Annotated in this window: 13 protein-coding genes; 7 read left to right on the top strand and 6 right to left on the bottom strand. The window is 64.6% G+C overall.

The features are described 5' to 3' along the window. Positions 1-70: 70 nt before the first annotated feature. The 3 genes from K3551_RS18655 to K3551_RS18645 are packed head-to-tail and all read right to left on the bottom strand — an operon-like array spanning position 71 to position 3,529. Complete coding sequence (locus tag K3551_RS18655; RefSeq protein ID WP_259920116.1) at positions 71-583, bottom strand: Mov34/MPN/PAD-1 family protein; 513 nt, start codon at positions 581-583, stop codon at positions 71-73. Next, a complete protein-coding gene (locus K3551_RS18650) occupies positions 573-2,291 on the bottom strand; it encodes a ThiF family adenylyltransferase (RefSeq protein ID WP_259920114.1) in 1,719 nt (572 codons plus the stop codon). The genes K3551_RS18655 and K3551_RS18650 overlap by 11 nt, the downstream gene beginning before the upstream one ends. Continuing rightward, the gene (locus K3551_RS18645) at positions 2,291-3,529 is read right to left on the bottom strand and encodes a nucleotidyltransferase (protein ID WP_259920111.1); all 1,239 of its coding nucleotides are present in this window, start codon (positions 3,527-3,529) and stop codon (positions 2,291-2,293) included. Before K3551_RS18645 ends, K3551_RS18650 begins: the two co-directional genes overlap by 1 nt. 296 nt (positions 3,530-3,825) lie before the next feature. On the opposite strand from K3551_RS18645, the gene K3551_RS18640 reads away from it, so the two are divergent. The 3 genes from K3551_RS18640 to K3551_RS18630 all read left to right on the top strand — a co-directional run bounded on the left by K3551_RS18640 (position 3,826) and on the right by K3551_RS18630 (position 7,242). Beyond that, positions 3,826-4,410: a recombinase family protein gene (locus tag K3551_RS18640; protein ID WP_259920174.1), complete on the top strand. Its 585-nt coding sequence runs from the start codon at positions 3,826-3,828 to the stop codon at positions 4,408-4,410. Positions 4,411-4,723: 313 nt separating this feature from the next. Beyond that, entirely contained in the window at positions 4,724-5,938 is a 1,215-nt protein-coding gene (locus K3551_RS18635; protein ID WP_259920109.1) for a Shedu immune nuclease family protein, read from the top strand. Positions 5,939-6,300: 362 nt separating this feature from the next. Further along, positions 6,301-7,242 carry a cation diffusion facilitator family transporter gene (locus K3551_RS18630; RefSeq protein WP_259920171.1) on the top strand — a complete coding sequence of 314 codons (942 nt, stop codon included), beginning with the start codon at positions 6,301-6,303 and terminating at the stop codon, positions 7,240-7,242. Positions 7,243-7,273: 31 nt separating this feature from the next. Here K3551_RS18630 and K3551_RS18625 read toward each other — a convergent pair whose 3' ends face one another. Then, positions 7,274-7,591 carry a metalloregulator ArsR/SmtB family transcription factor gene (locus K3551_RS18625; protein ID WP_259920107.1) on the bottom strand — a complete coding sequence of 106 codons (318 nt, stop codon included), beginning with the start codon at positions 7,589-7,591 and terminating at the stop codon, positions 7,274-7,276. A 115-nt stretch (positions 7,592-7,706) separates the two neighbouring features. Between K3551_RS18625 and K3551_RS18620 the strand changes: the two genes are divergently transcribed. Genes K3551_RS18620 through K3551_RS18610 form a run of 3 tightly spaced genes read left to right on the top strand, consistent with a single transcriptional unit; the run spans position 7,707 to position 10,587 of the window. After that, a complete protein-coding gene (locus tag K3551_RS18620; RefSeq protein ID WP_259920102.1) occupies positions 7,707-8,615 on the top strand; it encodes an MBL fold metallo-hydrolase in 909 nt (302 codons plus the stop codon). 28 nt (positions 8,616-8,643) lie between these two features. Next, a complete protein-coding gene (locus tag K3551_RS18615) occupies positions 8,644-9,024 on the top strand; it encodes a rhodanese-like domain-containing protein (protein WP_259920099.1) in 381 nt (126 codons plus the stop codon). Between the two features lie 39 nt (positions 9,025-9,063). Further along, a complete protein-coding gene (locus K3551_RS18610; protein WP_259920097.1) occupies positions 9,064-10,587 on the top strand; it encodes a multicopper oxidase family protein in 1,524 nt (507 codons plus the stop codon). A gap of 17 nt (positions 10,588-10,604) precedes the next feature. On the opposite strand, the gene K3551_RS18605 is transcribed toward K3551_RS18610, so the two are convergent. Then, positions 10,605-11,219, bottom strand: a complete 615-nt coding sequence (locus K3551_RS18605) for a hypothetical protein (RefSeq protein ID WP_259920095.1) — start codon at positions 11,217-11,219, stop codon at positions 10,605-10,607. Positions 11,220-11,462: 243 nt separating this feature from the next. On the opposite strand from K3551_RS18605, the gene K3551_RS18600 reads away from it, so the two are divergent. Further along, positions 11,463-12,473 carry a hypothetical protein gene (locus K3551_RS18600; protein WP_259920093.1) on the top strand — a complete coding sequence of 337 codons (1,011 nt, stop codon included), beginning with the start codon at positions 11,463-11,465 and terminating at the stop codon, positions 12,471-12,473. A gap of 72 nt (positions 12,474-12,545) precedes the next feature. Here the strand turns inward: K3551_RS18600 and K3551_RS18595 are convergent, their stop codons facing one another. Further along, positions 12,546-13,271, bottom strand: coding sequence for a DsbA family protein (locus K3551_RS18595; protein ID WP_259920091.1), 726 nt, complete (start codon positions 13,269-13,271; stop codon positions 12,546-12,548). Between the last annotated feature and the right edge of the window lie 133 nt (positions 13,272-13,404).

Here is a 13,404-nt window from a genome sequence, read left to right as displayed (position 1 = left end):
GTGCCGCCACAGCGGGTTATGATTGAATGGTCAAACGAGTAGCCAACGGATTCCCGACTATCGAATGATGCTAAAGTTCCCGCGCTCGCCAGCCTTCGACAAATCCTGCTTCTGGAACTACATCTGCAATTATCAGCTGGCCGGGCTCGGGCAATTGGCCACGTTGAAACGTGGTGATGGTCGCCGTAATCGAGGCGTTGCCCATTAGACGCACGATGACCAACGCCGCAAACGAAGGTCCGCTGTTTTCGATCATATCCGTCATCGAGGCCAAGTCGATCTCGCTAGGTATTGGTGGGAATGTCGGGTGCGAGTGCCATTCGCCAAGATAGTCAACCCGACCAGCGCGACCACTATTCTCCAGCAAGATCCAATCCATCTGTTGTGAGTGCGGCTCAGGCAAACTATCGAAACGATCTCGTGTCCCTGCCTCAAGATCGACAGTGAAACCGACGAGTTCAAATTTTCCCGGAGCTGTCTGTTCTGCAACCAACCACCCGCCGATCTCGCGGTTGCCGCCTTGCTTAAGGTGGATCTGCAGTTTGGCAAGCTGCGAGCGTGGGACTGTGAGGCTAAGCGTCATCTTGTAATCCAAGGTGAGTCATGACGCGTTCAACGCCCTCTTCTGCACAACTTGTGCTGTCTATTACCCATCCGTCGGTAGGACCGAAAATGACCGGATAGGTGTCAAAGGGATGATCAAAGATCCAGCCTTTGCGAAGGCCGATAAAGTATGCAGGTTCCGGATGAACTCTAATCTCCGTTGTTGAAATGGCGTCCAGGGCATGACGAACCAGCCTGTTGGCAATGACCCCTACATCGACGTCAGAGGCGAATAAGGGCTCATCGTCGTCATCGCCTTGTACTCCGTAACTATGTTCGCGGCCCTCTGGCGGTGCCATGCCTTTTTCGTCACACCATGCACGCAATTGAGATGCAGCGATCAGCGGTGGCGGATCTTCAGATGGGATACTTCGTGCAATCAGACCTCCGAGTCCACCCGCGTAGACTCGTCCCCAGACGAGAGGTTTAAGTTTCTGCGTGCAAATGGCCGCTGCCATTCGAAACACTCCGCTATCAGCCGTAGTATCGATGACGAGATCACAAGTGCTGATGATCTCGCTCAGCTGAGCAATATGCTGGACAGCGGATTGAGACGTCAGACTCATACCCAAGGCACCGACTTTCACTGCCTGATTTGTTCGCAGCAATCGGTGCTTAAGAGAAACTGCCTTGTGATGCCCCACGTCCATTTCATCAAGTTCGTTTCGAACCAAGTTATCGGACCACAGAATGTCATTGTCGAGCAACATGAAATGACCGACGCCTTCGCGCGCAAGACTGGCCGCCACTTTTGATCCCAGCGAACCTGCGCCGATGATGCAGATGCTAGATTCTCGAAACATCTTGCCGTGGACTCGGCGCTCTCTAGCCTTTGGGGGTTCAAAGGTATGAAACAGGTCAATCATTCGTTTCGATCCGTTGTGCCGGACACGCAGTAATACCTCCCGTTTGCCATTTGACATGACCACCAACATGTCGCCGGCGCCTTCTATCCATTCTCGCAGCCAAGAAGGCAGGTGCTGGTACAGAAGCTCTTTCTGTTCTTCGGGCTGCAGATCTGGAATATGCTGAATGTCGGGTAATCGATATAGGACCCCAGGGACTACCCTTCCCCCAAATCCCGCACCATCAATCGGCACGCGCAAGCCAGAATCCAGCCCGATGCTCGCAATGCGGGCAACAAGGACTTCGGAAGCCCCAACCCGGCGCTCCAAAGTCATACGAATATCGGTTGCGTGTCCGGCAAGGCGCAACCTTAAGAGGCGGACGGTGTCAGGCGGTAGCATGAAGCGCCGGGAACACCCAGAGAGCAGCGAGGGTAAGTCGGCAGGATGAGCGCTTTCCACGTCCGAGAAACCATCGTCCTTTGGGGTCGCTTCAAGAAGTGCTTTGGCACTCCTTACTACATCCGCGCTCTTGCAGTCGGGATGCCAGTTATCCGGTCTATACTGGAGGCATAGCTCGCCACCCTCGCCGTATTGGTGCTGCGATAGCCGGACTGAGCTGTCGGCTGGAAGTACAAATGGTGGCAGATCTGGAAAGAGTGCTGGGAAAACCAGCCGCAATGGAATGCGACGATCACCGACGAGCAGAATAAACGACCAGGTAAGCAGGCCATCGGCGTTCTTGCCGAATTGCAATTCTTCCAGCCAAGCTGATGCCGTGGCTAGGCTAGCGAGCTCTTCGCACTCACGGATTAGCCGCGCCTCGCCAGCTGTGAACTCCATCAACCAAAACCTTTTGGCTCCGTCGGCCTCCGATCTTCACCACCAAAAACGAGACCCGGCGCAGAAACCCCGGCCGCAGCGGCAGGAGCCACCGATGCCGCACGTGAACCCGCAGATGCCGCTACCCTCGAGCGGGCACCTTCAACAAGGGTGTTGCCAAGGTTCCGTGAGAGCTCATTCAGAACGATATTCGTATCACTGAACCTTTGAACGGCACCAAAATCCGTTCGAGCAGCCTCAAGCCACGCAAAGAAGGAGTCCCGGCGCTCGGGAAATTTTTCCCACCGATCCGCAAAGTTCTCTGAAGGGTCCGTAGGGTTGGCGATCCACGACAACCCATTCAATTCTTCGATTGCTAGATGCATGTCCCTCAGAATCTTGGCAATTGCATCTGATACCCTTGCTTCGCCTGCATAGGCATGAGTCGAGAGCGTCGTGAGGATCACACTGATAACCTTCAGCTCCGGATCCCGCTCCGCGAACCACTCATCCCTGTGACGCTTCAAGATCATGATGGCTGACTGGAGAGGTGTTCGCACCCGAAATACCGGGACGTCCTCCACACTCGCTGTCACTTTGCCTTGGGCATCGAGGAATGCCCTGCGACGTTCGTTCAGCTGTTCGATCTGCCTTGACTTGAACCATGCAGCAAAGCCCCTGGGATTGCTTCGGGGCCAATCATCCGTAATGACACGGTATGTGCTAGTCTTGTCTTTATCGGTGATGGCAATCGCACCTTCCGCAAGCGCCTGATCCGCGAGGTAGGAAGAAAGAACGGCACGCATGTTCGCCTCATTCGGCACAGCCGGCAATACGTCCATGTGGAATTGCGCACCATCTGCGTAGATCAAGGTGCAGCATCGTCTAGGCTCATCACTTACCTCATTCTTGATCCCTCGAGCATCGCGATACGCCTTGAGTTCAGTCCGCAAAAGCGCGCGAAGATCTGCTTGGGAAATTTGCGCTTTCGTCAGAGACCGGAACGAGACAACGATATCGAGATCGTAGTCTTCGTCCTTGGATGTCGGCTTAATCGGTGTTCCGAGCGCGAAAGAGCCTTGGATATAGACATCGGGATCATAATCACGAACCTTGGAATCATCTCGATGCAAAAACTCGCCAAGGTCTTTGTAGCGTCTTTCGGCTTGATCGAAGCGATCCTGCGGTACAGCCAATTCTTCAGCGAGTTTTTCAATCGCGACGTTATACCCGTATCCTGTGTCCGCACCAGCGTTCATATTGAACCTTTTATTCAAATTCTCTCAAACGCAAGATGTCCATTTTGAGGCGGATTTTCAACAGCTATGCCCGACCAGAAGTCACCTTTTTTGCATGCAGCCTTGGATGTGCACTTACCACGAATGGCGGCGGTGGAAGCTGCAATCGCAGCATGAGAAGGTCGCGTCCGGGGTCGGCTCGCTACCATCGTTGCCTAGACTTTGCTGCGATGTCAGCCGAACGTTGGCTTCCAGGCTTGCGGCCACGCAGCATTGATCGAGGCCGAAAGGCAGCTTTGGGCCGTGTCCGTAAGGCGATCCATCATCGGACACCTCGACGGGCGGTCTGGACGACTGCGCGCGGCCAAGACCTCGCGCTGATCGCCCTCGGCGTGGCCGAGGACCGCATCTACACTGATTACGGGCTGCCCTGCGCGAACCGCGCCCGCCCTGGTCTCGGCCAAGCCCTCGCCGCCGTGCGGGAGGGTGACACCCTCGTGGTCCCCAAGCTCGACCGGCTCGCCCGCTCCGTGCCCGATGCCCGCGCCATCGCCGACGAGCTCGAGAAACGCGGCGTGAAACTCGCCTTGGGCGCTTCCGTCCATGAACCCACCGATCCGATGGGGCGGATGTTCTTCAACATCCTCGCCACCTTCGCCGAGTTCGAGGCGGATCTGATCCGCATGCGGACGGAGGAGGGCATGGCCGTGGCCCGCGCCAAGGGAAAGCTGAAGGGCAAGAAGCCGAAGCTATCGGACCGCCGTCAGACCGAGTTGCGTCGGATGTACGACACGGGGGCGTATTCGATCTCCGACCTCGCCGAGGTCTTCGACGTCTCCCGACCGACCGTCTACCGGGTGCTGGCCCGAACAAAAACGGTGGGGGCAGGGGCCGCGGAGTGAACGTCTCGTAGCTGTGCATGAACGTCGCCGCAGATGTCCCATATGGGTCCAGACCCCACTATGGGCGCGTCGCACGAGCAAGGAAACAACTCCAATGAAACGCGGTCCGCAGAGCAGGGCGTTTCACCCCGACTTCTCGTGAGGGCGCACTCAAATATAACGGCGCTAAACCCAATTCCGGCTATTTCAGCGGACTTACAGACGTTCTATCGTTCGCCCGGGATCCAAGAGGAAAACAGTTCTGCTTTGCTTCGTCACCAAAACACGATGCATCATCCTAGAATATACGCCCGATTTTGGTACCGTCGCATGGGTGCTGCGCGAGCTGCAAACATCCGGTGAGGTGCGCGTCAGCCGGGTGTTCAAGTTCAGACGTACGGACCTTATCAGTGCGAACGCTCTCCTCGACCGCGCGTCGGGACATGAGGACGACGATGAGACGTCGGGACCGCTCAAATTCATTTTTGCAAGAACGACAGGTGGGTACCACCGCATCCTTGGTCGCATCCTCGACATCCCCAACGACGTCTGGCTCCAAGCCGATACCGTACCGCTCGAACGCAAGACATTCGCGGCCGAACGAAACGTCAGCATTTTCCGGCGGGTGGCCAAGTCTGTCGACGGTGACGGCCCCATCGTGATCGGCGACCCCGAGATCCACGCCGGCGCGATTTCACCCGAACTATTCAGCGACCTCCAAGCGAGGTTCCCCACCACCGGCGAACTCAACCGATACGCGCAGGCGCGCGTAGAGACCGTCGTGGGGGAGGTGCTTCAACCGATGCGCAGCGCGCAGGAGGCCTATCAGCGGTACCTAGACCGCCGGGCGTCAGTCGTCAGCAGTGCCCCGCTGGCGCAGGCCGATCTCATACGGCTCGAGATCGAAAAATACGTCTACCTCCGCGATCTCATCACGCGGTGGCTGGGGGAGGAGACCGGTCGCAGCGAGGCGGATTGGCAGCGAATGATCACCAAGGTGATCCTGTTGCTGTTCCCCAAATACGTTGCAGTTCTCGAAAGCGTTCCCGTGCGGGACGTCTATTCCAACCCGGCGCGCCCAACCAAGCGCGAGATCGACCTGTGCTTGGTCGACGCGGGTGGCGCGCTCGACGTGATCGAGATCAAGAAGCCCGATGCGGCCGCGGTCCTCGGTCACACGCTTTATCGCGACAACTTTATCCCCACGCGGGAGTTGACCGGCACCGTCATGCAGACCGAGAAGTATCTGTTCCACCTCTCAAAATGGGGGGTGGAAGGCGAGCGGACGCTGACGAACCGCTACCGCGACGTGCTTCCCGAAGATCTCTCGATCCGCATAGCGAACCCCAAGGGCCTCATTATTATGGGTCGTGATCCCGAAGATCGCATGGTGAAGGGGCGGCCTCGCGATCACCGACTCGATCTAGATGTAATCAAGCGGCAGTACGCGAACATGGTCGATGTGCTGACATACGACGACCTGCTACGCCGTCTTGCCCATGTGATCACCTCTCTCCAAAGACGCGAGGAGCAGGCGGAGGAAGACTGAGTTCTTGATGCGAATCGATGTAGCGGAACGTCCCGCCACGTTATGCCTGTTGGCTGCTAACCTACCCGCTCGCCGGACGGCTGGGCGCCGGGGCGGGGCTGGACGCGGCGTTCGTTGCGATGGCGGCGCTGGCGGCGGCGGGATTGGCGCTGGCCGTCCGGCTCTGGCCCGGCGGCGCGCCCGACGTCCTGCCGCACGCCCATCCCGATCTGCCCATGGACCATCCGCATCTGGCCGGCGGCCGCGCCCATGCCCATCCCTTCGTCGTCGACGCGTTGCATCCCCGATGGGGGGCAGGGCATCTGGGGGGGCGGCGTGGCACTTTCGCGCCGCCCGCGCGTTCGCTTCGGGAGGAGGTCGTCATGGGCCAGGAACAATCGCACGATCACGGCCACGCGGGCCATTCTCACCGGCCGACGCTGTCATCCGACGACCCGCCCGGGGCGCGGCGCTCGAAGGAGCGCGCCATCGCCATCGCCGCCGTCCTGACCGGCGGTTTCATGGGGGCGGAGGTCGTGGGCGGCCTCGTCTCGGGGTCGCTCGCGCTGCTGGCGGATGCGGGGCACATGCTGACCGACTTCACGTCGCTGGTGCTGGCCTGGCTGGCCTTCCGGCTGGCGCGGCGGCCTGCGGACTGGAAGCGGACCTACGGGTTCGACCGCTTCTCGGTGCTGGCGGCCTTCGTCAACGGGATCAGCCTGTTCGCCATCGCGGCCTGGATCCTGTTCGAGGCCGTCCAGCGGCTGCGCGACCCCCCCGAGGTGCTGGGCGGGCTGATGTTCTGGGTGGCGGTGGGCGGCCTTCTCGTGAACGTCCTGGCGTTCTGGGTGCTGTCCCGGGCGGAAGGCGACAACCTCAACGTCCGGGCCGCCGCGCTGCACGTGCTGGGCGACCTGCTGGGCTCGGTCGCTGCGATCATCGCCTCGCTGGTCATCCTCTGGACGGGCTGGATGCCGATCGATCCGATCCTGTCGGTGCTGGTCGTGCTGCTGATCCTGCGCTCGGCTTGGGCCGTAGTGCGCGAGAGCGGGCACATCCTGCTGGAGGGCGCGCCCGAGGGGTTCGACGCGCGCGCGGTCGCCGCCGACCTGGAGGCAGAGGTGCCCGGCGTCGCCCGTGCCCACCACGTCCACGCTTGGTCGATCACGCAGGAGCGGCCGATGGCCACGCTGGAGGTTGAGACCGCCCCCGGCGCCGATGCCGACGGGGTGCGTCGCGCGGTCAAGGACCGGGTGCGCAAGACAACCGGGATGGCGCATGTGACCGTTGAGGTGGCGGCGCGGGACCGAGACGCCCCGGCCTGACCCGCGCGGTGCGCCGGTCAGGGCCCGCCGGTCAAGGATCGCAGAACGTGTCATGAAGGGCGCGCATCAAGGCGAATGTCTCGTTGTCGCCCAGCCGGTACAGGATCGTCTGGCCGTCGCGGCGGGTGGCCACCATGCCCGCCGCGCGCAGCCGCGCCAGATGCTGCGACAGGGCTGACTGGCCGAGGCCTGTGACGGCCTGCAGCTCGCCTACGGAGGCCTCGCCGGGCGGCCCGGCCGGGTCCAGCCCCTCGCCCGCGAGGTGGCACAGGATCAGCAGCCGCTTGGGGTTCGCCGCCTCGGCCAGCCGCGCGGCGACATGTGCGGCCCGCGCCTCCAGCGCGGCCATCGTGTCGTCCGGGGGGTCTGATGGAACATTAGAGGCTTCTAATTTGTTCATGTGGGGAAGCTAGCGCGTTGCCCGTCCGAAGACGAGCCCGCGCCGCACGAACGCCGGAGGGACCATGACCGACCATCAGCACCTGACCCGCCATTCCCCGTCCACCGGCCCGGGCAGCCCCGATGTCTGGGGCCTCTACGAGGCCGATACCGGCTCGGTGCAATACGTCGCTGCCTGTCCGCGCACGAGGCGAGCTGTGGCGATCGACGTCGTGCTGAACTTCGACCCCGCCAGCGCCCGGACCTCGACCGAGAGCGCCGAGCGCGTGCTGGCCCTGATCGCGGATCGGGGCCTGACGCTGGAACGCATCCTTGACACCCATCCCCATGCCGACCACCTGATGGCGTCGCACTGGCTGCGCGAGCGGACCGGCGTGCCGAATGCTATCGGCAAAAAGGTACGCGAGATCGCGGAGTTGTGGCGCGACCTCTACAACGCGCCCGACGCCTTCGACGTGGATGCGGCCTTCGACGCGCTGCTGGCCGACGGCGCGGGGTTTGAGGTCGGCGACCTCGCGTTCCGCACGATGCTGTCGCCCGGCCACACGCTGGGCTCGGTCACTTACGTCGCGGGCGACGCGGGCTTCGTGCACGACACGCTGATGTATCCCGACATGGGGTCGAGCCGGGCCGACTTTCCCGGCGGCTCGGCCTCCGAACTGTGGGACTCGATCCAGGCGATCCTGGCACTGCCGGACGAGACCCGCCTCTTCGTGGGCCACGACTACGGCACCGAGGACCGCGAGGCACCGATGTGGGAGGCCACCGTGGCCACGCATCTGGCCGAGAACAAGCATGTTGCGCGCGGGACCGACAAGGCCGGTTTCGTGAAGACGCGCGAGGCGCGCGACGCCACGCTGTCCCTGCCCGACCGGATGCTGCACGCGTTGCAGGTCAACCTGCGCGGCGGCGCGCTGCCCGCGCCCGAGGCGGATGGGCATAGCTATTTCAGGATTCCCGCCAACCGGTTCTGAACCGGGGCGCAACGGAAAGGACGACAAGATGAGCATGAGCATGAGCATGAGCATGAAGGACCTGGTGTCGGAGGCGCGCGAGCGGATCGCGGCGGTGGCTCCCGGCGAAGCGGGCGACGGTCTGATCCTCGACGTGCGCGAGCCGCATGAGTTGGAACAGAAGGGCCGCGTGCCGGACGCGCTGCATATCCCGCGCGGGCTGCTGGAAGCCCATGCCGACCCCGAGAGCCCGATGGCGAGCGAACGCCTGACGGCGATGCGGGGCGGCACGGCCGTCGATCTGCTCTGCGCCTCGGGCGCGCGGGCGGCGCTGGCGGCGGCCACGCTGGACCGGATGGGTTACGACACCCGCGTCATCGAGGGCGGGCTGGAAAATTGGGAAAAGGCCGGCCTGCCGGTCGAGCGCTGAGGTGACGAGGGCCACAACACGGGGCCGGAAGGAGACGGAATGTTGAGAACGAACCGACGCAAGATCGTCACGGGCGGAGCCGCGATCCTCGGCCTCGCCACGCCCACGCTCCTGCGGGGGCAAGGCATGGGCGGGGGCATGATGGACGGGATGGGGCATGGCGGAATGACCGGCCGCAGCACCGTCGGCACCCCGGAGCCCGGCGCGCCGTTCCGGCCGTTGCCCGAACTGGACGCGAGGGGCGGCACGCTGAACCTGAGCGCCGGGGCAGGCACGACCCGCTTCGGCGCGGGGGCACCTACGGCCACGATGGGGTATTCGGCCCCGGACGCCGCGATGTCCTATCTTGGCCCGACCCTGCGGATGCGCCGCGGCACGACCGTCGCCGCGCGCGTGGCCAACGCGACGCCCGTGCCGGTCTCGGTCCACTGGCACGGGCTGAACGTGCCCTCGCCGTCCGACGGGGGCGCACCGCAATCCGTGATCGCGCCCGGCGCGGCCTGGGACGCGACGCTGCCGGTGGCCCAGCCGGCGGCGACGCTCTGGTACCACACGCATGTGCATGGCCGCACCGCGCCCGACCTTTGGGCCGGCCTCGCGGGCGCGCTGATCGTCGACGACGACGCCACGGACGCACTGGGCCTGCCGTCCACGCCGGGCGTCGACGATTTCGTACTGATCCTGCAGGACAAGCGGTTCGGCTCCGACGGGGCCGCGATCTACGATCCCGGCCTGATGGAGATCATGCATGGATATGTCGGCGACGTCGTCCTCGCGAACGGGCAGTTCGCGCCCGAGGCCGCCGTCCCGGCTGGTCCGGTGCGGCTGCGCCTGATCAACGCGTCGACCTCGGCGCAGCATGCCATCGCCTTCGATCGGGCCGCGGTGCTGATCGGCGTCGACCAGGGTCTGCTGCCCGCGCCCGTCGAGGTCGGCTCGGTGACGCTGGCGCCCGGCGAGCGGGCGGAGGTGGTGATCGACATGGGGGCGTGCGGCGCCGCGACCCCGCGCGTGACGGCCCGTGCCATGGCCGGGGGCATGATGGGCGGGGGCATGGCGGGCGGCAGCGCGTCACATGCCCTGATGACGCTGCGCGCCGATCCCGCGCGGCCCGCGCGCGGCGCCGTTCCGGCCCGCCTGACGTCGGAGGAGCCGGACCTGTCCGCCCCCGACGTCACGCGCCGTTTCGCCCTGCAGGAGAACATGGGGCCCCTGCAGATGGCGCGGGGCATGGTCGGGCGCGGGCCCGTCATGGCGATCAACGGCGAACCCTTCGACGCGGGGCGCGTCGACTTCACCGCCCCCCGCGGCGCGGTGGAGCGCTGGCGGGTGACGACCGACTCGATGGCCCATCCGTTCCATGCGCACGGGCTGAAGTTCCGGATCGCCGATCCGCGTCGGCCCGAGGAGACGGGTTGGAAGGACGTGGCCGTGATCGACGGCACGCGGGATCTGCTGGTTCAAATCGAGGCGACGACCGAACGGGGCGTGCCCTTCATGTTCCACTGCCACATCTTGGAGCACGAGGATGCCGGGATGATGGGCCAGTTCCTCACCGCCTGATCCCGGCCGTCGCGCGGTCAGCGCGCGATTGCCACGAGGATCGCGGTGAAGGCCGAGACGCAGAGGGCCGTCCACGCGAGGAGGCCGAGAAGGGCGACCGCCCGACACCTGCCGCCCGGCGGCCGAGATGCGGAGGCCTGCGCAGGCAGGGAAGCCAGAAGCACCGCGTAGAGATAGGCGCCGGATAGGTTCTCGAAGGCCGCCGCGCGTGCCAGCGTGGGCGCTACGACGCGCAGGGCGGTCGCGCGATCGCCCCCGAAGGAGCCGAACCAGTCCGCGGCCAGCACGTAGACGACGAGGTGGAGGAGTCCGAAGATCGTCAGCCGAAGGGGCGCGTCGGCCAGCATCACTATCCACGGGGTTCGTGGAGCGGCGCCGGGCCGGGAGCGCAGGCCGTGCAGGACGAACCCCGCCCACGTCACGGCGAAGACCACCGGCACGCCGTTCAAGGCGACCTGCCGCAGCAGAAGCTGGGCGGCTGTCGTACCGCCCTGCGCCAGCATCTCGGCCACGCCGGGCCGGAGCGACAGATATGCTGCCAGCGGAAGCCCGAGGGCCGCGAGGCTGAGCATCAGGACGTTCCACGCGAAGCGTCCGGCGGGCAGGTCCAGAGCGAAGTGCCGCTCCATCATGGTCCGCCCGTCCGTCCGCATTCGGGGTGGCTCTCATTTGAGGTCATACGCGTCCTTACAATCCGGATGAGCCGAGGGCCCGCTATCCTCGGTAGCGCGTCGAATCCGGACGGGTGGAAGTCGGGGCGTCTAGGGGCGAAACGGGGTCTCAACGCAGATGCCGCCGGTATCGCCAAGCGCTTCTTGACCCTCCAGCGCGGCAAGCCCCCACATCCCGTAAAACACGCATCAGGAGTAAAGATCATGCGCATCGTTCCCACTCTCATCGCAGGCCTCCTTGCAGGGACCGCCCACGCGGACGTTTTCCTGCCGCAGGGCGACGTCGGAAGCGTCCTGCACCTGAACGACGCTCTGGAGGTCGTCGGTCGCGTCGACGGCGTCGAGAATCCGCACGGGCTCGCCGTGGCGCCGGGGCGCGGGCTTCTGGTCATCGGCAGCCTCGCCCAGACGGCCCGCGAGGAGGCCGCGGAGATGGACAAGCCTGCCGACATGGACGCCGACGCGCACGATGCGCATCACGGCGGGGCCTCCGGTGGCACAGGGTCGGTCAGCATCGTCACCCTGGCCCGCATCGCCGACCACGAGCCGATGGCGCGCGTCGAGGTGCCCGGCATGGTGCATCATGTCGAGGTCGACGCGACCGAACGCTATGCGGTGGTGACGCATCCGGGCCTCGAAGGCGTGTCGATCATCGATCTGGACGACCTGTCGGTCCGTGGGCCGATCCGCACCGGTCCCGAGCCGGAATACGCCGTCTACGACGCCAAGGCGGGCGTCTTCCTGGTCTCGAACGCGGGCAACGGCACGATCAGCAGGCTGGATGCGGCGCGCGGCATCGTACTGTCGAACGTTCCGCTGGACGGCGGACCCAAGCACATGGACCTCGCGCCCGACGGCACCGTCGCGGCGGCCCTCGCCGACGAGGACGCGGTGGCGTTGGTCTCCGGAGATGGGATTGAGGCCTCTATCGACGTCGGTGGCACGCTCCATGGCGTGCAGATCGACGCGCAAGCGGTGACCGTGGCGGCTACGGAACGCGACATGGTGGTGCGTGTCGACCGGGAGACGGGCGAGCGGCTGGAGCGGTCCCCGGGCACCGAACCCTATCACGTCGCTCTCGGGGCTCCAGGTCTCCTGGTCAGCTCTTCGGCCTCGGCGGAACTCTGGCGGCTGGATCCGATGACACTGGAGACCACCGCCCGGGTCGAGACGGACGGCGTCGTGCATCAGATCCGCATCACCAAGCCGGATTGAGGGAAGGCGAGCGCACCTGCGCCGGCGGCGGAGATTTGGCGGCAGGCTTGCAAGGGTGGACATGCCCGGCGCTCAGCGCGCCTCCCGAACCCGTGCGACCGCCGCCGCCAACGTCTCGGCATCGACGAGACCGGGCAGCAGAGTCTCGCCGACGACGAAGGACGGCGTTCCCGAGAAACCCAGCAGGTCGGCGAGCCGCATGGACTCGGCGATGTGGGCGTCGATTTCGGGCGCCTCCATGTCCGTCAGCAGGCGTTCCACGTCGAGACCCACCTCTTCGGCGATGCGCAGGACGGAGCCGCGCTCGGCCCGCCCCGCCATGCCCATGAGGGCCCAGTGGAACGGCTCGTAGAGATCTTGGGCCCGGGCCGCGAGCGCGGCGCGGGCGGCGAAGACGCTGCCTTCGCCCAGGATCGGCCATTCGCGACCGACGACGCGCACCCCCGGATCGTCGGACATCAACTCGGACAGGATGGGCTTGGCGCGGCGGCAATAGGGGCAGTTGTAGTCGAAGAACTCGATCACCGCGACGTCGCCCGCCGGATCGCCCAGCACGGGCGCGTCAGCGAGGAGCGCGTCCGCTTCAGAGGCGATGGCCGAACGGGCGCTTTCGGCCTGGGCGATCTCTTCCTGCCTTTGCAGGAGGGCCACCGCCTCCATCACGATCTCAGGGTTCTCGAGGATCGCCTCGAGCGCCAGGCGCTTGACCTCTTCTGGGGTGATCTCGTCGGCGAGGAGCGGCGATCCGGCCAACACGGCTGCAAGTAGGAGGGTGGGGCGGGCGATCGATCGGAGCATGGCGTCACCTTGGATGCGGGGGCGTATCGGTGGAGGTTCGTCGGTTCGGTGTCGAAATCCGCGACCATGCGGCACGGCATTCGAGACCCGGACGTCGGGCGTTCCCGCGATGGAAGGTCAAGGCGGATAGCCC

Origin of the sequence: Jannaschia sp. M317, from assembly GCF_025141175.1 — a bacterium.
In the GTDB taxonomy this organism is placed as follows: domain Bacteria; phylum Pseudomonadota; class Alphaproteobacteria; order Rhodobacterales; family Rhodobacteraceae; genus Jannaschia.
Note: the sequence above shows the minus strand (reverse complement) of the source record. Positions and strands in the feature narration are given on the sequence as shown.

Bases quoted from the DNA above. Each gene is read 5' to 3' on its own strand.
- K3551_RS18655 (WP_259920116.1), bottom strand. From the start codon at position 583: ATGACGCTTAGCCTCACAGTCCCACGCTCGCAGCTTGCCAAACTGCAG.
- K3551_RS18650 (WP_259920114.1), bottom strand. From the start codon at position 2,291: ATGGAGTTCACAGCTGGCGAGGCGCGGCTAATCCGTGAGTGCGAAGAG.
- K3551_RS18645 (WP_259920111.1), bottom strand. From the start codon at position 3,529: ATGAACGCTGGTGCGGACACAGGATACGGGTATAACGTCGCGATTGAA.
- K3551_RS18630 (WP_259920171.1), top strand. From the start codon at position 6,301: ATGGGCCAGGAACAATCGCACGATCACGGCCACGCGGGCCATTCTCAC.
- K3551_RS18625 (WP_259920107.1), bottom strand. From the start codon at position 7,591: ATGGCCGCGCTGGAGGCGCGGGCCGCACATGTCGCCGCGCGGCTGGCC.
- K3551_RS18620 (WP_259920102.1), top strand. From the start codon at position 7,707: ATGACCGACCATCAGCACCTGACCCGCCATTCCCCGTCCACCGGCCCG.
- K3551_RS18615 (WP_259920099.1), top strand. From the start codon at position 8,644: ATGAGCATGAGCATGAGCATGAGCATGAAGGACCTGGTGTCGGAGGCG.
- K3551_RS18610 (WP_259920097.1), top strand. From the start codon at position 9,064: ATGTTGAGAACGAACCGACGCAAGATCGTCACGGGCGGAGCCGCGATC.
- K3551_RS18605 (WP_259920095.1), bottom strand. From the start codon at position 11,219: ATGATGGAGCGGCACTTCGCTCTGGACCTGCCCGCCGGACGCTTCGCG.
- K3551_RS18600 (WP_259920093.1), top strand. From the start codon at position 11,463: ATGCGCATCGTTCCCACTCTCATCGCAGGCCTCCTTGCAGGGACCGCC.
- K3551_RS18595 (WP_259920091.1), bottom strand. From the start codon at position 13,271: ATGCTCCGATCGATCGCCCGCCCCACCCTCCTACTTGCAGCCGTGTTG.